Here is a 20,039-nt window from a genome sequence, read left to right as displayed (position 1 = left end):
GTTCCGCGCCGGTCCCACACCGTGAATCCGAGGAGGTCGTCGAGCAGCACGGCGAGGACRCCGCCRTAGGAGATGTCGGCGGTCTTCGCGGCGAGCGCAGCGATGTCCATGCTCATACGATTGAGTGGTTCGCCGCGGTCGTCGACGTCCCGGGTCGGCGCACCGAGCCCGAACAGCCGCTGGGTGTTCGTGCGACCGGTCACCGCCGGTTCGTGCGCAACGCTCATGACCTGAGGTTATTCATCGTGTGGTGATCCTCACGATAGGGGGCGCCGAACTGCGGCTAGCATCACAGTCACACAACGTATTGATCGATCGCTCATCAGGGAGAGGAAGCCGACACCGTGTCACTAGCTTCAGAAACCGAGGAAGCTGCGCGGGCGTACGCCGACTGGCAGCACTCCGTGGCCGGAGTCCTCGCGAAGTCGCGTCGGATCGACGCCGCGGAACTCGGTCCGGAACCCCAGAAGCTCCTCGAGACCGTCACCTACGACGGTGTCACCATCGCACCGCTGTACAGCCCCCGCGACGAGCGCCCGGAGCAGCCCCTGCCCGGCACCTTCCCCTACGTGCGCGGCGCCGACGCCACCCGCGACGTCAACGCCGGCTGGCTGGTCAGCGCCCGCTTCGGTGAGGGTGCGGAAGCCGCGGACGTCAACCGCTCCGTCCTGGACTCCCTGGAGAACGGGGTCAGCGCCCTGTGGCTCGCCGTCGGCGGCGCCGACCTCCCCGTCCGGTCCCTGGAGACGGCCCTCGACGGTGTGCTCCTCGACCTCGCCCCGCTGACCCTCGACGCCGGTACCGACGCACCGCTCGCGGCGCGGGCGCTGTTCGCGCTGCTCGACGCCCGTGCCGCCGCCGGCGACGGGGTCACCGACCGCACCGCGGTCCGTGTCGACCTCGGCGCCGCACCGCTCACGAGCGCGTTCGCCGGTACTGCCGACGTGGAACTCGGCGACGCGGTGACCCTCGCCACCGAGTCCGCGGCCCGGTCCGAGAGCGTGCGGGCGATCGCCGTGGACGGCACCGTATTTCACGACGCAGGCGCCTCCGACGCCGAGGAACTCGGTGCGTCGATCGCGGCGGGGCTCGAGTACCTGCGGGTGCTCACCGCGAGCGGGCTGACCATCGGGCAGGCCCTCGGGCAGCTCGGCTTCCGGTTTTCGGCCACCGACGACCAGTTCCAGACCATCGCCAAGTTCCGTGCCGCGCGGCTGGTGTGGGCGCGGATCGCCCAGGTGTGCGGCGCCTCCGACTTCGGTGGCGCCCCGCAGCATGCCGTCACGTCCGCCGCCATGATGGCGCAGCGCGACCCGTGGGTGAACATGCTCCGCACCACCCTCGCCGCGTTCGGTGCCGGCGTCGGCGGCGCGGACGCCGTCACGGTGCTGACGTTCGACTCCGCGCTGCCCGCCGGGGCGCTGGGGGTGTCGAAGACCTTCGCCGCGCGCATCGCCCGCAACACCCAGCTGCTGCTGCTCGAGGAGTCGCACCTCGGCCGGGTGCTCGACCCCGCGGCCGGGTCCTGGTACGTCGAGGACCTCACCCAGCAGGTCGCGGCCAAGGCGTGGGAGTTCTTCCAGCAGATCGAGGCGGCCGGCGGCTACCTCGCCGCGCTCGACGCCGGCCTGATCGGCGAACGGATCGCTTCCACCCGCGCGCAACGTGATTCGGACATCGCGCACCGCAAGACCACCGTCACCGGCGTCAACGAGTTCCCGAACCTCGGCGAGGCACCGCTGCCCGCGGGCGCCGCGGACACCGGCCGCGTCGCGCGGTACGCCGCCGCGTTCGAGGTGCTGCGGGACCGCTCCGACGCCTACCTGGCGGCCAACGGTGCGCGCCCCACCGTGTTCCTGGCCCCGCTCGGACCCGTCGCCGAGCACAACGTGCGGACCACGTTCAGCGCGAACCTGCTGGCGTCGGGCGGCATCGAGGCACTCAACCCCGGCCCCCTCGCGGTCGGTGACGGCAGCATCGCCGCCGCCGCGAAGGACTCCGGCGCCGGCATCGCCGTGATCTGCGGCACCGACAAGCGGTACGCCGCCGAGGCCACGGCCGCGGTGGAGGAACTGCGCGCCGCCGGAATCGGCACCGTGCTGCTCGCCGGCCCGGAGAAGGTCGTCGCCGACGCGGACGGCGCCGCCCGGCCCGACGGATTCGTCACCGCCCGCATCGACGCAGTCTCGGTCCTGTCCGGCCTGCTCGACACCATCGAGAGCCCGAGCGACTCCTCGGGCGACACAGGGAGCAAGAAGTGACTACTCGCGAGGTCAAGCACGCGATCGGCAGCTTCGCCGAAGTGCCACTGGAGGATCCGCAGTCTCCTCAGCCGTCCGCTCCGACGCCGGAGCAGACGGACGAGCTGATCGCGTCCGCCGCGGCGGCGAACCACTACAGCCCGGAACAGGTGGTGTGGTCCACCCCCGAGGGCATCGACGTCAAACCGGTCTACACCAAGGCCGACCGGGACGCCGCCGAGGCCGAGGGCTACCCGGTGGGCAGCTTCCCGGGCGCCGCACCGTTCGTGCGCGGGCCGTACCCCACCATGTACGTGAACCAGCCGTGGACGATCCGCCAGTACGCGGGCTTCTCGACCGCCGCCGAATCCAACGCCTTCTACCGCCGCAACCTCGCGGCCGGTCAGAAGGGTCTGTCGGTGGCGTTCGACCTGGCGACGCACCGAGGCTACGACTCCGACCACCCGCGGGTGCAGGGCGACGTCGGCATGGCCGGTGTGGCGATCGACTCGATCCTGGACATGCGTCAGCTGTTCGACCACATCCCGCTCGACAGTGTCAGCGTGTCGATGACCATGAACGGTGCGGTGCTGCCGATCCTCGCGCTGTACGTCGTGGCCGCCGAGGAGCAGGGTGTCGCCCCGGAGCAGCTGGCCGGAACCATTCAGAACGACATTCTGAAGGAGTTCATGGTCCGCAACACCTACATCTACCCGCCGAAGCCGTCGATGCGGATCATCTCCGACATCTTCGCGTACACCAGCGCGAAGATGCCGAAGTTCAACTCGATCTCCATCTCCGGCTACCACATCCAGGAGGCCGGAGCCACCGCCGACCTGGAGCTGGCGTACACCCTCGCCGACGGTGTCGAATACATCCGCGCCGGCCTCGACGCGGGCATGGAGATCGACAAATTCGCGCCGCGGCTGTCGTTCTTCTGGGCGATCGGCATGAACTTCTTCATGGAGGTCGCGAAGCTGCGCGCCGGCCGCCTGCTGTGGAGTGAACTGGTCGCGAAGTTCGAACCGAAGTCCGCGAAGTCGTTGTCGCTGCGCACCCACTCGCAGACGTCGGGCTGGTCGCTGACCGCGCAGGACGTGTACAACAACGTGGCCCGCACGTGTGTGGAGGCGATGGCGGCGACGCAGGGGCACACCCAGTCGCTGCACACCAACGCACTCGACGAGGCCCTCGCCCTGCCGACGGACTTCTCCGCCCGCATCGCCCGCAACACGCAGCTGCTGCTGCAGCAGGAGTCGGGGACCGTCCGTCCCATCGACCCCTGGGGCGGTTCGCATTACGTCGAGTGGCTCACCCACCAGCTGGCGAACCGTGCGCGCGCGCACATCGCCGAGGTCGAAGAGGCCGGCGGCATGGCGCAGGCGATCAGCGAGGGCATCCCGAAGCTGCGCATCGAGGAGGCCGCGGCCCGCACCCAGGCCCGTATCGACTCTGGCCGGCAGCCGCTGATCGGCGTCAACAAGTACGTGCCGGACGAGGCCGACGAGATCGAGGTCCTCAAGGTCGAGAACTCGCGGGTCCGCAAGGAACAGCTCGAGAAGCTGGACCGGCTGCGCGCCGACCGGGACTCGGGAGCCGTCGAGGCGGCGCTCGCGGAACTGAGCCGCGCCGCCGCGGCCACCGAAGGCGGCATGGAGAACAACCTGCTGGCGCTGGCGATCGACGCGGCCCGGGCGAAGGCCACGGTCGGGGAGATCTCCGAGGCGCTCGAGAAGGTGTACGGGCGTCACCAGGCCGAGATCCGCACCATCAGCGGGGTGTACCGGGACGAGGTCGGGAAGGTCGACAACATCAACAAGGCAACCGAACTCGTCGAGAAGTTCGCGGAAGAGGAGGGCCGGCGTCCCCGTGTCCTCATCGCCAAGATGGGGCAGGACGGTCACGACCGCGGCCAGAAGGTGATCGCCACGGCCTTCGCGGACATCGGATTCGACGTGGACGTCGGACCGCTGTTCCAGACCCCGGAAGAGGTCGCCAACCAGGCGGCCGACAACGACGTCCACGTGGTCGGTGTGTCGTCGTTGGCCGCAGGTCACCTCACGCTGGTGCCTGCGCTCCGGGAAGCACTCGCGGCGGTGGGACGCCCCGACATCATGATCGTGGTCGGTGGCGTCATCCCGCCCGGCGACTTCGCCGAACTGTACGAGGCCGGCGCCGCGGCGATCTTCCCGCCGGGGACGGTCATCGCGGACGCCGCCAGCGGTCTGCTCGAGAAGCTGGCCGCGCAGCTCGGCCACGACCTGACGGGCACCCCGGAATAGCATGGGGCGGCCTCCAGTCGACATCGATGCCCTCGCCCAGGCCGTGCGCGCCAACCAGCGCGCCGGCCTGGCGAAGGCCATCACCCTGGTCGAGTCCACCCGCACCGATCACCGTGAGGCGGCGCAGCGGCTGCTGCTCGAGCTGCTGCCGGAGTCGGGGAAGGCGCACCGGGTCGGGATCACCGGGGTGCCCGGCGTCGGGAAGTCCACGTTCATCGACGCGCTCGGGATGCACCTGATCGGGCAGGGGCACCGGGTGGCGGTCCTGGCCGTCGACCCGTCGTCGACACGCACCGGCGGGTCGATCCTGGGCGACAAGACACGGATGGCGCGGCTGACCGTCGAGAAGGACGCCTACATCCGGCCGTCCCCGACGTCGGGGACCCTCGGCGGGGTCGCGAAGGCGACCCGCGAGACGATCGTGCTGCTCGAGGCGGCCGGCTTCGACGTGATCCTCGTCGAGACGGTCGGTGTCGGGCAGTCCGAGGTGACGGTCGCGAACATGGTGGACTGCTTCTGCTTCCTCACCCTGGCCCGCACCGGCGACCAGTTGCAGGGCATCAAGAAGGGGGTCCTCGAACTCGCCGACCTCGTCGCCGTGAACAAGGCGGACGGCAAGCACGAGCGGGAGGCGAAGGGCGCCGCCCGGGAACTCGCCGGTGCGCTGCGCCTGATCTACCCACACGACGCCGTCTGGACGCCGCCGGTGATCACGATGAGCGGTCTCGAGGGTGTCGGTCTCGAGGACTTCTGGAACACCGTCTGCAAGCATCGGGACGTGCTGACCGCGGCCGGGCAGTTCGAGGAGAACCGGCGCCGCCAGCAGGTGGACTGGACGTGGACGATGGTCAACGACCAGCTGCTGCGCCGCCTCGCGTCGAACACGAGGGTCAAGGCGATCCGCGGCGACGTCGAACAGCGGGTGCGGGACGGATCCCTGACGGCGGCGCTGGCCGCCGCCGAGATCCTCGACGCGTTCGACGGTGCGGACGCGTCAGCCGACTGATTTCGCGAAGCGCCCGACCCGGTCGACGAGATCGTCGAAGAACGCGGCCGGGTCGGTGCTCACCGCGACGTCGACGTTGGGTTCCCGGTTCCAGTGGCCCACCCAGTCGGCGACCGTGGTGCCCCGGGTGAGCCGGCCGTGCAGTTCGACGTCGACGGTCGCAGGCCGGGTCCGTGCGATCGCCGGGTTCAGTGCCACGGCCGCCGCGAACGGGTCGTGCATGTGCGCCAGGAAACCCTGGTCGTGGGTGCGGTGGAAGTCCATGTAGAACCGGATGGCGTCGGACAGGTGCCGGATCACCGCGTTGCTGGCGGTCGAGCGCACCTGCGGGCCGTCGTCGGGGGAGATGATCTCGGCGGGGGTGCTGCCGGCCGCCTCCGCGAGCCGCCGCACGTGGTCCGGTGTCATCTCGATCGTCTCGGTGACGTCCAGCCCGCACAGGATGGGCCGCCTGCCCTCGGGCAGACCGGAGAAGGCGTCGAACACCTCCTTGGCCGCCTCCGGATCCACCGACACGTTCCATTCACTGGTGGGGGTCGTGTTGCCGGGGTGGTTGAACGCCCCGCCCATCACGACCAGGCGCCGCAGCATCCGGGGCAGTTCCGGTTCCTCGCGGATCGCGAGGGCCAGGTTCGTCAGCGGCCCGGTCACCAGCCCGGTCAGCTCCCCGGGAGCGTCCCGGACCAGGTCCACCCACAGGCTGGTCGCGTCCCGCTCGGACAGCGACCGGCCGGACGGGGGGAGGACGGCGTACCCGATGCCCTGCGGGCCGTGCGTGTCCTCGGTGGTGCGCAGCGGGCAGTCCAGCGGCACCCGGGCGCCGAGCGCCACTTCGACGTCGGGTGCCCCGCACAGTTCGAGCCAGTTCAGGTTGTTCGCCGCGACCTGCTCGACGGGCACGTTGCCCGCGGTGCTGGCGATGCCCGCGATCTGGGCCTCCGGGCTGGCCAGCAGGTACAGCAGGGCGAGGGAGTCGTCGATGCCGGTGTCGACGTCGACGATCAGCCGCTGCCTGCTCACGCCGTCACCACCGTCGGCCGGTGGTGCACGGGGAACGCGACCGACCGGGCGATGAAGCACTTCGCGTGCGCCCGGGCGTGCAGCGACTCGGCGCGCGCGGCCATCGCCGCCTCCGCGACGGTGACCGTGGGATGCAGCACCACCTCGGTGAATTCGCCTGCGCCGTCCGGGTGTTCGACCATCGTGCCCGTCGGGTCGTCCCGGTAGTCGACGACGACCACACCGGCCGCGGCGGCCAGGCCCAGATACCAGAGCATGTGACACTGCGACAGCGACGCGACGAGCAGTTCCTCCGGATTCCAGCGGGCGGCGTCGCCGCGGAACGACGGGTCGGCGCTGCCCGGCAGATCCGGTTTGCCGGCCGCCGCGATCACGTGGTCCCGGTCGTAGGTGTCGGGGCCCGACGTCCCCGCGCCGCGGTTGCCGGTCCAGGTGACCGTCAGCGTGTAGTCGTGTGTGCTCACGCGATCATTCTTCACGGCCGTGCGATGAGTTTCGCGGGCGGGCACGGTCTGTTCACGTAGAGCACGACACGGCGACCGGAGGAGACGGACATGGCACGGGACACGGCCCCGGACTGGGTCGCGGGGGAGCGGCGCGACCTGGCGTCGATGCTGGCGGGACTGACGCCGGAGCAATGGGACGCGCCGTCGCTGTGCGCGGGGTGGCGCACCCGGGAGGTGATCGCGCACATCACCATGCCGTATCGCCTGTCGACGCCGCGGATCCTGCTGAAGATGGTGAAGGCGCGCGGCAAATTCAACCGGATGTCGGACGCGCAGGCTCGCGAGGACGCGCGGACCCTGACCGCCGGCGCGCTACTGCGCACACTGGAGGAGAACGTCGCGCACCCGTGGACGCCGCCGGGAGGCGGCTTCGAGGGGGCACTGTCCCACGACGTGATCCACGGTCTCGACGTGTCGGTGGCGCTCGGCCTGGGCAGGCGGGTCCCGGACGACCGCCTCGACCGGGTCCTCGGCGGCGTCGGCCCGAAGCACGTGAAGTACTTCGGCGTCGACCTGACGGGCGTGCAGTTGACGGCGGACGATCGAACCTGGACCTTCGGTGTGGGTGCGCCGCTGCGCGGTTCCGCCCAGGACCTGCTCCTCGTGCTGTGCGGTCGCCGGTTGCCGCCGGGACATCTGCGCGGGGAACCGAGCGCACGGTTCACGGCGACGGGGTGAGCCCGGGCCAGGCGGGGACGTCGCCGCCCCAGGGACGGGCCGGGAACGGGTAGTCGTCGAATTCGGCCAGGGCGGGGCGGGCCGTCACCAGGTCGCCGTGCGCGGTGAGGCAGCGGGGTCCGGGCACCGCCGGCGGCGGCGGATCCTCGGATCGGCCGTCCGCGGTCAGCAGCCACGCCGCGGTGCGGGCCAGGGACACGTCGACGGAGCGGCCGCGCCCGTCGGTGTACCCGGCGGCGAGGGCGTCGACGATGCCGGCGGCGAGCAGATACCCGGTGGCGTGATCGAGTGCCTGCGCGGGCAGCGCGCCCGGAATGTCGCCGACGCCCTCGATCGTCGCGATCCCCGACGCCGCCTGGACGATGCTGTCGAATCCCCGCCGGTCCGCCCAGGGACCGGAGCCGCCCCACGCGCACACCCGTCCCCGCACCAGATGCGGTGGGGCGTGGTCGAACAGCCCGTCCAGCGCGCCCGGACGGTAGCCGGTGACGACCACGTCCGCCCCGGCGAGCAGGCGGTCCCACACCGCTCGGCCGTCCGCGGACCGCACGTCGAGCAGCGCGGACCGCTTGCCCTGCCCGGTGTCGCGGTGCTGCACGACGATCTCGGGGAGCGACGGGGGATCGATCCGCAGCACCTCGGCGCCGAGCAGCGCCAGCGTGCGGGTGGCGACGGGGCCCGCGATCACCCGGGTCAGGTCCAGAACCCGCACCCCCGCCAACGGTCCCGGACCGGGAACGATGCGGGAGCGCTGCCCGGCGGCGTGCACCACGGTGGACACGAGGTCGCCGGCCGCGGCGGCCGCCCCCTGCGGGCTCGCCGCCCACTCCGCCGCGGTCCGCACCCGCACCGCGACGGCCTGCGCGGCGGCGGCCCGATCCTCGATCTCGGCGGCGGTGAGGGTCCCGATCCGGGCGGCCACCGCGTCCCGGCCGGCGTCGGCGGACAGGTCGAGCGCCGACAGCAGCCGGGTGCGGTGGTGCGGGTAGTTGGCGTGGGTCCGCACCCAGCCGTCCGACGCCGGAAAGAACCCCGACAGCTCCGCGAAACCGGACACCGGGGCGCCCGACAACCGCAGCAGACGGTCGCTCGCGAACGACGCGGCGATCCGCTCGGGGTCGAGCCGCCACTGCCGGGGGTCGCGGCCGTGCGCGCGGTCGAACCGGTCGACGGCGCCGGTGAGGGCGGTCAGCGAGCCCGCCGCCACCGCGTACACGGGGAGGCGGGCCGCCAGGTAGTCCCCGGCGTGGACGGGCACCGGGGGAGTCACGGCCCCACGGCGGCGAGCAACCGGCGGCACCGGTCGTGCAACGCGGCACGCAGCGGTGCGGCGCGGGCGGCCAGCGCGGCCTGCTCCCGGACGTATTCGGCGCGGCCGTGCGGGGTCTCGATCGGGATCGGGGTGTAGCCGTATCCGCTCAGGTCGTACGGGCTGGCCCGCATGTCGAGTTCCCGTGCGGCAAGCGCCAGTTCGAAGCAGTCGACGGTCAGGTCCGAGTCGATCATCGGCGCGAGCTTGTAGCAGTACTTGTACAGATCCATCGACGCATGCAGGCACCCGGGCTGCTCCCGGCCGAGCTGGTCGGCCCGGGTCAGCGGCACGCTGTTCCGGGGTTCGGCGGCCGGGGTGAAGAAGCGGTACGCGTCGTAATGGGTGCAGCGCAGTTGCAGCGACTCCACCACGGAGTCGGTGCCGCCCGCCCCGAGCCGCAGCGGCACGCCGCCGTGCCGCACCTCCTCGGACCGGTACACCATCGCCCACTCGTGCAGGCCGAAGCAGGACAGGTGCGGGGGCCGCCCACCGGTCGCCTCCATCAGTCGGGCAGTGAACGCGACCGTGTCCGCGCGGCGCCGCAGGAACTCCGGGTCGACGGTGACACCGCCGTCGGCGCGGTGATAGCCGCGGAGGTCGGCGTACTCGTCCGCGCCGGCGAGGACGGTGCCCCACCCGGCGTGCCAGCGGAGCAGCTGGTTCGGCCGGTAGCTGTAATAGGTGAACAGGAAGTCGTTCACCGGGTGGGTCGCCCCGCGGTCCCGCCGCTCGAGGTGCGGCCCGATCAGCGCGGACACCCTCGCCCGGTGCCGGTCGCGGCGAGGGATCCATTCCGACGCGTCCAGAACGTTCATCCGATCAGCTCGTTCGCTGTCCCGGATTGACGCCGTTGTTCCGGTGGGTGCCGTCGCGGACGGTGCCCACGTATTCCTCGACGAGGTCCTCGAGGGCGACGATGCCGACGATCTGCCCCGACGGGTCCGCCGCCGCCCCCAGGTGGGAGCTGGCGCGGCGCAGACTCGCCAGTGCCTCCGCGAGCGGGGTGGTGGTCGACATCCGCGGCAGCGGGCGGATGTCCGACCGCGGAATCAGGGTGTCGGGTCCGGCCTCCTCGTCGAGGATGTCGTCGAGCACGTCCTTCAGGTGCAGATACCCGACCAGCGACCCGTCCTCGGCGCGCACCGGGTACCGGGAGTAGCCGGTCTCGACGACGGCCTGCTCGATGGCGCCGAGCCGGGTACCACCCTCCGTCAGGGGTATGGTCCGTGCCTCGCTGAGCGGGATCATCACCTCGGTGACGGTGCGGTCCGTGGTCTCCAGCGCCTGGGTGAGCCGGCGGTGCTCCTCCGCGTCGATCAGCCCCTCGGACCGGGATTCGCCGATCATCTCGGACAGTTCCACCGCCGACACGGTGACGTCGAGTTCGTCCTTCGGCTCCACCCGCAGCAACCGCAGCGTCAGGTTGGCGCACAGGTTGTAGAACGAGATCAGCGGCCGGGCCAGCTTGATGAACACCAGGTGCACCGGGACCAGCAGCATCGCCGTCCGCTCCGGGCCCGCCAGGGCGATGTTCTTCGGCACCATCTCACCGAGCAGGATGTGCAGCACCACGACGAGCGCCAGCGCGATCGTGAACGCGATCGGGTGCAGCAGCCCGGCGGGCAGCCCGACCGCGTGCAGCGGGACCTCGAGGAGATGCGCGATCGCCGGTTCGGCGACCTTGCCGAGCAGGATCGAGCAGATGGTGATGCCGAGCTGCGCGGCGGCCAGCATCAGCGACAGGTTCTCGCCCGCGAGGATCACGGTGCGGGCGCGTTTCTTGCCCTGCGATTCGAGGGCCTCGAGCCGGTCGCGGCGCGCCGAGATCAGCGCGAACTCGGCGCCGACGAAGAAGGCGTTGCCCGCGAGCAGCACGAACGTGAGCAGCACACCGAAGAGGTCACTCATCGTCGTCCTCCTCGCTGCCGGTGCCGGTGGTCCGATCGGGTTTCGGGGTGAGCAGCACCCGGTCGATGCGCCGGCCGTCCATGTGGGTCACGGTGGCCACCCACCGGCCGCCGGGGTCGTGCGCGCCCTCGGCCAGCGGGAGTTGCACCTCGTCGCCCTCGTCGGGGATCCGCCCGAGTTCGGTGAGCACGAGACCGCCGAGGGTTTCGTATTCCCCCTCGGGGGCGGTGTAGCCGGTGGTCTCGGACACCTCGTCGACGCGCAGCAGCCCGGAGCAGGACCAGCTGTCGCCGATCCGCTGGACGTCGATCTCCGGTTCGTCGTGCTCGTCGCGGACGTCGCCGACGATTTCCTCGATCAGGTCCTCCATGGTGACCATCCCGGCGGTGCCGCCGTATTCGTCGACGACGAACGCGACCTGCATGCCGTCGGACCGGATCCGTTCCATCAGCGCGTCGCCGTCGAGGCTGGACGGCACCACCGGCACCTTCTGGGCCAGCGTGTTGAGGCGGGTGGTGCGGCGGCGTTGCGCGGTCACCGCGAACGCGTGCTTGATGTGGACGATGCCGACGGCGTCGTCCAGGTCGCCGTCGACGACGGGGAAGCGGGAGAACCCGGTGCGGGCGGCGGTGTCGATCAGATCGGCCACCGTGTCCGTGGTGGACAGGGTCTCGATCTTCACGCGCGGGGTCATCAGTTCCTCCGCGGTGCGTTCGCCGAAGCGCAGCGAGCGGTTGACCAGCAGCGCCGTGCCCTTGTCGATGGCGCCGCGCTGCGCGGACGTCCGCACGAGCGAACCGAGTTCCTGCGGGGACCGCGCGGACCGCAACTCCTCGGCCGGTTCGATGCCGAGGCGTCGCACCAGCCAGTTCGCGCTTCCGTTGAGCCCGTTGATGGCCCATTTGAAGATCAGCGAGAACGCGGCCTGCATCCCGGCCGTCGCCCGCGCCGTGGGCAAGGGGTGCGCGATGGCGAGGTTCTTCGGCACGAGTTCGCCGAACACCATCGAGAACGAGGTCGCGAGAATCAGGGCGATCACCAAAGACGTTGCCGCAGCGGCAGATTCACTGAAGCCGATCGCGGACAGCACCGGGGTGATGAAGCGTGCCAGGACCGGTTCGGACAGGTAGCCGGTGATCAGCGTGGTGATGGTGATGCCGAGCTGGGCCCCCGACAACTGGAACGACAGGGTGCGGTGCGCGTGCTGCACCTGCCGGGCCCGCCGGTCACCGGTGCGGGCGTGCGCGTCGACGGTGCTGCGTTCGAGGGCGGTGAGGGAGAACTCGGCCGCCACGAACAACGCGGTACCCGCGGTCAGGGCGAGAAAGCCGAGCAGGGCGAGAATGCTGAGCGCGATGTCCATCGGTCATCGCCGCCGGGCGGAGGAACGGGGGTCGCCGGGTTTGTCACCCGGCTCGATAGAGGAGCCCTCCGAACCGGCGGAATCGGAGTCCGATTCCACGGAGCAGGAGGGGACGACACTCCCGGAGACGGCGGGTGGAGCGCTTGCTGCGTATGTGGGTGCCGCGGGCACCGGAGTCCTCTCGTTCGGCCTCGACGGCCCGGACGGGTCCGGCGCCGAGAACTGGTGTGGTTGAGCGACCCATGATACCGGGGGATGTCCGGTTCCGTGGAACAGGACACCCTCCGGCACTTCAGGATGCAGTCCTCACCAGCCGGCCGGCAGCGGGCGACCCTCCGCGAACCCGGCGGCCGACTGCACACCGAGAACGGCCCGCTCGTGCAGTTCCGCCAGCGTCCGCGCGCCCGCGTACGTGCAGGTGCTGCGCACCCCGGAACAGATGTGGTCGATCAGGTCCTCGACGCCGGGACGCTCCGGGTCCAAGCGCATCCGGGAACTCGAAATACCCTCCTCGAACAGCCCTTTCCGGGCCCGGTCGAAGGCGGTGTCGGTGGCGGTGCGCGCCGCGACCGCGCGCTTGGAGGCCATCCCGAAGCTCTCCTTGTACGCGTTGCCGGACTGGTCCACGCGCAGGTCGCCGGGCGACTCGTAGGTGCCGGCGAACCACGATCCGATCATCACGTTCGCCGCGCCCGCGGCCAGGGCGAGCGACACGTCGCGGGGGTGACGGACGCCTCCGTCCGCCCACACGTGCGCACCCATCGCGCGGGCCTGCGCGGCGCATTCCTCGACGGCGGAGAACTGCGGCCTGCCCACCCCCGTCATCATCCGGGTGGTGCACATCGCGCCCGGCCCGACCCCGACCTTCACGATGTCGGCGCCCGCGTCGATCAGGTCCCGGGTGCCGGCGGCGGACACGACGTTGCCTGCGACCAGCGGCACCCCGAGATCGGCCTTCTTCAGTGCGCCGAGGACGTCGATCATCTTCTGCTGGTGGCCGTGCGCGGTGTCGACGACCAGCAGGTCGGCCCCGGCATCGACGAGGGCGCGCGCCTTCGCGGCGACGTCGCCGTTGACGCCGACGGCCGCGGCCACCCGCAGCTTCCCGTTGCCGTCGACGGCGGGCTGGTAGATGCCGTCCCGGATGGCGCCGGTGCGGGTGAGGACACCGGCGAGGGTGCCGTCCGGGTGCACGATCACGGCGAGGGAGTCGTGCGTGCCGTCGAGGAGTTCGAACACCTCCCGCGGCGACGCGGAGTCGGGGGCGGTGACGAAGTCGGTCAGCGCCACCGCGCGCAGCCGCGCGAACCGGTCGACGTCCGCGCAGGAGGCCTCGGTGACGACACCGACGGGGCGGTCGTCCTCGACGACGACGACGGCGCCGTGCGCCCGCTTCGGCAGCAGCGCCAGCGCGTCGGACACGGCGGCGTCGGGGCCGAGGGTGACCGGGGTGTCGGCGACCAGGTGCCTGCTCTTGACGAAGGCCACGGTCTCCGCGACGGCACGGGCGGGAAGGTCCTGCGGGAGGACCACCAGACCACCACGGCGGGCGACGGTTTCGGCCATGCGGCGCCCGGACACCGCCGTCATGTTCGCGACGACGATCGGGATGGTGGTGCCCGAACCGTCGGCGGTGGCCAGGTCGACGTCGAATCGCGACGTGACCTCGGTGCGGTTGGGCACCAGGAACACGTCGTCGTACGTCAGGTCATAGGGAGGGCGATGCCCGTCGAGGAACTGCACATTTCAGGACGATACCGGGGAAATTGCGGCGATGCCGGATGTCCGCTGAGCCTGCGACCTGGACAGTCCGATCGTGGCCACCAGCATCACCGCGACCGAGCAGCCGACCACCACCAGTCCGGGTCCTGCGACCCGCAGGCGTTCGTCGAGGACGGTCATGCCGAGGAACACGGCGGCGAGCGGTTCGGCGATGGTCAGCGCGGGCAGCGACGCGGACAGCGGCCCCACCTGGAAGCCGCGTTGCTGCAGATACACCCCGGCCAGCCCGGCGGCGACCAGCGCCCACGCCTGCCAGCTGCTCAGCACCGCCCACAACCCGCGGGGGACGAGTTCGACGACGTACTTGGTGAACGCGACCGCCACCCCATACAGGATGCCGCCCGCCCCGCCGAGCAGCAGGGCCCGCCACCCGGGGTCGATCTTCGTCATCCCCGCCGYGGCCGCGGCCGCCACCACGGCGAGCAGGATGCCGAGGGGCACCACCCATTCCCGGAACGGGGCGTCGATGTTCCCCTCGGTGGGGTCGCCGATCACCAGGAAGATCGCGAGCGCCACGGCCAGCGCGACGGCGAGGGCCCACGTGGTGCGGCTGAGCCGGTACCCGGAGAACTTCGCCGACAGCGGCAACGCGAACAGCAGCGCCGTCACCAGCAGCGGCTGCACCACGAGCACCGACCCCAGCGCCAGCGCCACCGCCTGCATCACGTAGCCGCCGCCGTCCCCGACGATGCCGGCCCACCAGCGGGGACTGCGCAGCAGGGTGGCCAGGAACGCGGCGTCCTCGGGGACCTCGGACGCGGCACTCTGCTGCGCGACCGACGCGCACGCGAACAGCAGCGCCGCGATCAGCGCGCACACGACCGACGCGAACGGCAGGGACATGCCTCTCAGTGTGCCCCGCGGTTGCGGTGTCCGTGGGGAGTTGACGCAGGTCCGGGTTTCCGGCCGCGGCGCGCACCCGACCGGGCCGCTCCGCCGTCGCCGGGCCTGCCGCGGCGGGCGGCGCGACCCGCGGGGTCGTGCGCCTGCCTGCCCTTCTTCGGGGTGTCCTGCGCCTGCGCCCGGGTGTCCGGTGCGGGGACGGCCTTCCCGGTGGGACGGCGGGCCCCGGTGAGCTCGGCCAGCACCCGGTCACCCGGCCGCACCGGGGTGCCGGTGACGTCGAGACCGGCCTTGCGGGTCAGCTTCTCGACCGCGGCCCGCTCGTCCTCGGTGACAAGGGTGACCACCACCCCGGACTCGCCCGCGCGGGCGGTGCGCCCCGCCCGGTGCAGGTAGTCCTTGGCCTCGGTGGGCGGATCGACGTGCACGACGAGCGTGATGCCGTCCACGTGGATGCCGCGGGCCGCCACGTCGGTGGCCACCAGGACCGGGGTGGTGCCGTCGGCGAACGACTCCAGGGTGCGGGTGCGGTTGTTCTGCGCCTTGCCGCCGTGCAGGGCCCCGGCCGCGATGCCGGCGGCGTGCAGTTCCTGCGCCACCCGGTCCACACCGTACTTGGTGCGCACGAACATCAACGTCCGCCCCGACCGTGAACCGATATGTGCCACAACGGAATACTTGTCCTGCCGGTCGACGTACAGCAGGTGGTGCCGCATCGTCGGCACCGCCGCCGCGACCGGCGCCGTCGAATGCGTCACCGGGTCGTGCAGGTACCGGCGCACGAGGGTGTCGACCTCCCCGTCGAGGGTCGCCGAGAACAGCAGCCGCTGCCCCCCGGCCGGCGTCTTGTCGAGGATTGCCGTGACCTGCGGCAGGAACCCCAGGTCCGCCATGTGGTCGGCCTCGTCGAGGGCCAGCACCGTCACGTCGTCGAGGGACACCGAGCCCTGCGACAGGTGGTCGGCGAGGCGCCCCGGCGTCGCGATCAGCAGGTCGACACCCCGCGACAGCGTCTCGACCTGCCGTTTGATCGGAACCCCGCCGACGACGTTCGCCACCCGCAACCCCACCGACAGGGCCGGCTCGTCCAGTGCGCGTTCGATCTGCACAGCCAGCTCGCGGGTGGGCACCAGCACGACGCCGCGCGGGTACCCGCGCCTGCTGGCGGCGCCCTTGAGCCGCACGAGCATCGGCAACCCGAACGCGAGGGTCTTTCCCGACCCGGTCGGCGCCCGGCCCAGCACGTCCCGGCCCGTGAGGACGTCGGGAATGGTGGCCGCCTGGATCGGGAACGGCGCGGCGATGCCGCCGCGGTCGAGGGCGTGGGTCATCACCGCGGGGAGACCGAGCGCGAGGAACGTCTCACCCACCGGTGCGGGCGAGGAGAACTCGTCGTCGGGCATATCGAGAAGGCTACCGCCTCGAGCGCGGGGCCTCCGACGCCTCGGCCGTGACGTACACGGGGTACGTCACGGCCGGGGACGGTCGATCGGGGAGGGTCAGGCCTGCACTTCGCTGCGGTCACCGCTCCAGAGGGTGTGGAACTTGCCCTCGGCGTCGACCCGCTCGTAGGTGTGGGCGCCGAAGAAGTCCCGCTGCCCCTGCGTCAGGGCGGCGGGCAGCCGCTCGGCGCGCAGGGCGTCGTAGTAGGACAGCGAGGACGCGAACGCCGGCACCGGGATCCCCAGCAGGGTGGCGGTGGACACCACGCGGCGCCAGCTGTCGATGGCCGTCTCGATGGCGTCCCGGAAGTACGGGGCCAGGATCAGGCTCGGCAGCTTCGGGTTCTCGTCGTACGCGTCCTTGATGCGATTGAGGAACCGGGCGCGGATGATGCAGCCGCCACGCCAGATCGTCGCGAGGTCGGCGGGGTGCAGGTTCCAGTCGTATTCGGCGCTGCCTGCCGCGATCTGGTCGAATCCCTGCGCGTAGGCCACGACCTTCGACGCGTACAGGGCCTGCCGGATGTCCTCGGTGAACTGGGCGGCGTCGGCGGGCTTGTCGGCCAGCTGACCGGACGCGAGACCGACCGCGGCCTTGCGCTGCTCGCGGGCACCGGACAGGGCACGGGCGAACACGGCCTCGGCGATGCCGGTGACGGGGACACCGAGGTCGAGGGCGGACTTGACGGTCCATCGGCCGGTGCCCTTCTGCTCCGCGGCGTCGACGATCACGTCGACGAGGGCCTTGCCGGTCTTCGCGTCCTTCTGCCGCAGCACCTCGGCGGTGATCTCGACGAGGTAGCTTTCGAGGTCGCCCGCGTTCCACTCGGTGAACACGTCGGCGACCTGGTCGGCGTCGTAGCCGAGGGCGTCGCGGAACAGGTTGTACGCCTCGCCGATCAGCTGCATGTCGGCGTACTCGATGCCGTTGTGGACCATCTTCACGAAGTGCCCGGACCCGTCGGGGCCGATGTGCGTGCAGCAGGGGGTGCCGTCGACCTGCGCGGCGATCGACTCGAGCAGCGGGCCCAGGGCCTGGTAGGACTCCTTCGGTCCGCCCGGCATGATCGACGGGCCGTTCAGCGCGCCCTCCTCGCCGCCGGAGATGCCGGCACCGACGAAGTGCAGGCCACGGTCCCGGAGGGAAGCCTCGCGCCGGATCGTGTCCGTGTACAGGGCGTTGCCGCCGTCGATGATGATGTCACCGGGCTCCATCGCCGAGGCGAGTTCCTCGATGACGGCGTCGGTGGGGTCGCCGGCCTTGACCATGATCAGCACGCGGCGCGGCTTCTGCAGCGCTGCCACGAACTCCTCGATCGTCTCCGTGCGGACGAAGTCACCTTCGCTGCCGTGCTCCTCGATGAGGGCGTCGGTCTTGGCGATGCTGCGGTTGTGCAGCGCGACCGTGTGACCGTGCCGGGCGAAGTTGCGGGCGATGTTCGAGCCCATGACGGCCAGTCCCGTGACGCCGATCTGCGCGCGGGCACCCTCAGTGTTGTCGATAGTCATGGATACAGCATTCCCTCTCGCTCGGCGGTAGTGAAATCGGCGGCTACGAAAAGCTCGACCGGCTAAGCCAAACACACGAAGGCCGGCCGTCGCACATGCGACGGCCGGCCTTCGTGTCACGGCATCGTTCGATCAGCTGCGGCGCTCACGGCGCGGGCCGTCGAAGCCGTCGTAGGAGCGACGGTCGGTACGGCTGCGGAACCCGCCGCCGGTCGACGCGGGACGCCGCTCCGACGTGGCTGCGGGGCGCCGATCGTCCCGCCGATCGTCCCGGCGGAACCCGCCTGCGGCGCCGCGGTTGTCGCCGAAGTCGCGGCGCGGTGCGCTGCGGTCGAAGCTGCGCTCGCCGGAACCGCGGTGGCTGTCGCCGCGGTCCCCGTAGTCGCGCCGGGGTGCGCTGTCCCCGAAGTCGCGGCGCGGAGCCCGATCGGAGAACGTCCGGTTGTCGCGGTCACCGCGGTACCCACCGCGGTTGTCGCCGTCACGCTGGGGGCGGTCGCCCCGGTAGCCGCCGGACCGGTTGTCGGTCTGGTCGCGGCGCGGGCCGCGCCCTTCGTAACCCCGCCCCTCGTAACTCCGGCCCTCGTTGCCGCGGCCCTCGAAGCTGCGACCACCCGACGGGCGGTCACCGTAGCTGCGCTCACCGGCGTCGCGGCGGGGGCCGCCCCGGTCGGAGGAGCCGCGACCGTCGAAGCCGCGGTTGCCGCGGTACCCGCCGCCGTCGCGGCCGGCGTACCCCCCTTCGCGGCGGGGCCCGCGGTCACCGAACTTGCGGTCGCCGCCGCGCTCGCCGCGGGAGTAGGTGTCGCGCACCGGTTCTCCGCTGGGCGCCTTGGCGCCGGTGATGCTGGCCAGCTTCTCCGAGCCGGGGGTGACGGGCACGGCGGTGGCGTCGACACCCGCCATGCCGGTCAGGCGGCGGAACGTGCGCTTCTGGTTGGGGAGCACGATCGCGACGACGGTGCCCTTCTCGCCTGCGCGGGCCGTCCGGCCTGCGCGGTGCAGGTAGTCCTTGTGGTCGGCGGGCGGATCGACGTGCACGACCAGGTCGATGCCGTCGACGTGGATGCCGCGGGCGGCGACGTCGGTGGCGACGAGCACCGGGGTGCGGCCGTTCTTGAAGCGTTCGAGGACCCGGGTGCGCTGGTTCTGCGCCTTGCCGCCGTGCAGGGCCTCGGCGGCGATGCCCACCGCGCGGAGGCGGTCGGTGATGCCCTCGCAGCCGAGCTTGGTGCGGGCGAACATGATCGTGCGGCCGTCGCGGGCACCGATTTCGGCGAGAACGTTGTCCTTCTGGCCGCGATCGACGAGCAGCACGTAGTGCTCCATCGTGTCGACGCTGGCGCGACCGTCCTCGGTGGAGTGCTGCACGTGGTCGGGCAGGAAYTGGCGGACCAGCGACTGCACCTCACGGTCGAGGGTGGCGGAGAACAGGAGACGCTGGCCGTCGGCCGGGGTCTCGCCGAGGATGGCCCGGACCTCGGGCAGGAAGCCCATGTCGGCCATCTGGTCGGCCTCGTCGAGCGCGGTGATCTCGATGGAGTCGAGGATGCAGGTGCCCTGACGCAGGTGGTCGTTCAGCCGGCCGGGGGTGGCGACGAGGATGTCGACGCCGCGGCGCAGCTGGTCGACCTGCTTGGTGAACGGGGTGCCGCCGACGGCGGGGCGGACGGTCAGTCCCATGGCCCCGGCGTACGAGTTGAGGGAGTCGACCACCTGGAACGCGAGTTCACGGGTGGGGACGAGCACCAGCGCGCGGGGACGCTTGGGTGCGGGCCGGTCCTCGTGCCGGGACAGGCGGGTGAGCATCGGCAGGCCGAATGCGAGGGTCTTGCCCGATCCGGTCTGTGCGCGGCCGAGCACGTTGGTGCCGGCCAGCGCATCGGGGACGGCCAGCGCCTGGATCGGCGACGGGACCGTGATGGAGTTGCGGGCGAGGGCCTGCACCAGGGGTGCGGGCAGGCCGATCTCCGCGAACGTCACGGTGGCGTTCTGATCAGGGGTTTCGGTCTCGGTCTGCTCTAGTGGGGCAGACGTCGTCTGGACAGCGTTGGTCACGCAAATACCTCTCCGGGCATAGGGCGCGTCGCGGAGCGGGGGCTGTCATGCAGCACGCACAAAGGGACGAGCCAGGGCACATGTCACCTG

Annotated in this window: 16 protein-coding genes and 1 pseudogene; 5 read left to right on the top strand and 12 right to left on the bottom strand. The window is 71.5% G+C overall.

The genetic code is table 11. The features are described 5' to 3' along the window. Nucleotides 1-227: pseudogene (locus AC1DWT_RS28750) on the bottom strand (PaaI family thioesterase); the annotation flags it as partial. Between the two features lie 117 nt (nt 228-344). Here AC1DWT_RS28750 and AC1DWT_RS28745 point away from each other — a divergent pair. The 3 genes from AC1DWT_RS28745 to meaB are packed head-to-tail and all read left to right on the top strand — an operon-like array spanning nt 345 to nt 5,528. Continuing rightward, nucleotides 345-2,261, top strand: a complete 1,917-nt coding sequence (locus AC1DWT_RS28745) for a methylmalonyl-CoA mutase family protein (protein ID WP_206015443.1) — start codon at nt 345-347, stop codon at nt 2,259-2,261. Beyond that, nucleotides 2,258-4,522: a methylmalonyl-CoA mutase gene (gene scpA / locus AC1DWT_RS28740; RefSeq protein ID WP_477923231.1), complete on the top strand. Its 2,265-nt coding sequence runs from the start codon at nt 2,258-2,260 to the stop codon at nt 4,520-4,522. The genes AC1DWT_RS28745 and scpA overlap by 4 nt, the downstream gene beginning before the upstream one ends. 1 nt (nt 4,523) lies before the next feature. Next, a complete protein-coding gene (meaB, locus tag AC1DWT_RS28735; RefSeq protein ID WP_095860588.1) occupies nt 4,524-5,528 on the top strand; it encodes a methylmalonyl Co-A mutase-associated GTPase MeaB in 1,005 nt (334 codons plus the stop codon). On the opposite strand, the gene AC1DWT_RS28730 is transcribed toward meaB, so the two are convergent. Further along, entirely contained in the window at nt 5,517-6,548 is a 1,032-nt protein-coding gene (locus tag AC1DWT_RS28730) for a nucleoside hydrolase (RefSeq protein ID WP_072942026.1), read from the bottom strand. The two genes, meaB and AC1DWT_RS28730, sit on opposite strands and share 12 nt — an antisense overlap. Then, on the bottom strand, nt 6,545-7,012 hold the full coding sequence (locus tag AC1DWT_RS28725; RefSeq protein WP_206015444.1) for an OsmC family protein: 468 nt from the start codon (nt 7,010-7,012) through the stop codon (nt 6,545-6,547). The genes AC1DWT_RS28730 and AC1DWT_RS28725 overlap by 4 nt, the downstream gene beginning before the upstream one ends. Before the next feature lie 90 nt (nt 7,013-7,102). Here AC1DWT_RS28725 and AC1DWT_RS28720 point away from each other — a divergent pair, with 90 nt between their 5' ends. Next, on the top strand, nt 7,103-7,732 hold the full coding sequence (locus tag AC1DWT_RS28720) for a maleylpyruvate isomerase family mycothiol-dependent enzyme (RefSeq protein WP_206015445.1): 630 nt from the start codon (nt 7,103-7,105) through the stop codon (nt 7,730-7,732). Here the strand turns inward: AC1DWT_RS28720 and AC1DWT_RS28715 are convergent. The 4 genes from AC1DWT_RS28715 to AC1DWT_RS28700 are packed head-to-tail and all read right to left on the bottom strand — an operon-like array spanning nt 7,716 to nt 12,315. Then, nucleotides 7,716-9,002, bottom strand: a complete 1,287-nt coding sequence (locus AC1DWT_RS28715) for a CoA transferase (protein ID WP_206015446.1) — start codon at nt 9,000-9,002, stop codon at nt 7,716-7,718. The two genes, AC1DWT_RS28720 and AC1DWT_RS28715, sit on opposite strands and share 17 nt — an antisense overlap. Next, nucleotides 8,999-9,859 carry a 3-methyladenine DNA glycosylase gene (locus AC1DWT_RS28710; protein ID WP_072942023.1) on the bottom strand — a complete coding sequence of 287 codons (861 nt, stop codon included), beginning with the start codon at nt 9,857-9,859 and terminating at the stop codon, nt 8,999-9,001. Before AC1DWT_RS28710 ends, AC1DWT_RS28715 begins: the two co-directional genes overlap by 4 nt. A 4-nt stretch (nt 9,860-9,863) precedes the next feature. Beyond that, nucleotides 9,864-10,952 carry a hemolysin family protein gene (locus AC1DWT_RS28705; protein ID WP_072942022.1) on the bottom strand — a complete coding sequence of 363 codons (1,089 nt, stop codon included), beginning with the start codon at nt 10,950-10,952 and terminating at the stop codon, nt 9,864-9,866. Continuing rightward, nucleotides 10,945-12,315: a hemolysin family protein gene (locus AC1DWT_RS28700; protein WP_206015447.1), complete on the bottom strand. Its 1,371-nt coding sequence runs from the start codon at nt 12,313-12,315 to the stop codon at nt 10,945-10,947. Before AC1DWT_RS28700 ends, AC1DWT_RS28705 begins: the two co-directional genes overlap by 8 nt. On the opposite strand from AC1DWT_RS28700, the gene AC1DWT_RS28695 reads away from it, so the two are divergent. Then, complete coding sequence (locus tag AC1DWT_RS28695) at nt 12,308-12,550, top strand: hypothetical protein (RefSeq protein ID WP_241031567.1); 243 nt, start codon at nt 12,308-12,310, stop codon at nt 12,548-12,550. The genes AC1DWT_RS28700 and AC1DWT_RS28695 overlap by 8 nt on opposite strands. Nucleotides 12,551-12,621: 71 nt before the next feature. Here the strand turns inward: AC1DWT_RS28695 and AC1DWT_RS28690 are convergent, their stop codons facing one another. From AC1DWT_RS28690 to AC1DWT_RS28670, 5 genes are all read right to left on the bottom strand, one after another. Beyond that, on the bottom strand, nt 12,622-14,058 hold the full coding sequence (locus AC1DWT_RS28690; RefSeq protein WP_206015448.1) for a GuaB1 family IMP dehydrogenase-related protein: 1,437 nt from the start codon (nt 14,056-14,058) through the stop codon (nt 12,622-12,624). 3 nt (nt 14,059-14,061) lie between these two features. Further along, entirely contained in the window at nt 14,062-14,940 is an 879-nt protein-coding gene (locus AC1DWT_RS28685; RefSeq protein ID WP_477923230.1) for a DMT family transporter, read from the bottom strand. 5 nt (nt 14,941-14,945) lie between these two features. Further along, a complete protein-coding gene (locus AC1DWT_RS28680) occupies nt 14,946-16,343 on the bottom strand; it encodes a DEAD/DEAH box helicase (protein ID WP_095860581.1) in 1,398 nt (465 codons plus the stop codon). Between the two features lie 96 nt (nt 16,344-16,439). Then, nucleotides 16,440-17,891 (bottom strand): NADP-dependent phosphogluconate dehydrogenase, encoded by a 1,452-nt coding sequence (gene gndA / locus AC1DWT_RS28675; protein WP_072942016.1) that lies wholly within the window; start codon nt 17,889-17,891, stop codon nt 16,440-16,442. Between the two features lie 132 nt (nt 17,892-18,023). Then, nucleotides 18,024-19,949, bottom strand: a complete 1,926-nt coding sequence (locus AC1DWT_RS28670) for a DEAD/DEAH box helicase (RefSeq protein ID WP_095860580.1) — start codon at nt 19,947-19,949, stop codon at nt 18,024-18,026. Between the last annotated feature and the right edge of the window lie 90 nt (nt 19,950-20,039).

It is taken from the genome of Rhodococcus sp. P4_B6, from assembly GCF_056402215.1.
Note: the sequence above shows the minus strand (reverse complement) of the source record. Positions and strands in the feature narration are given on the sequence as shown.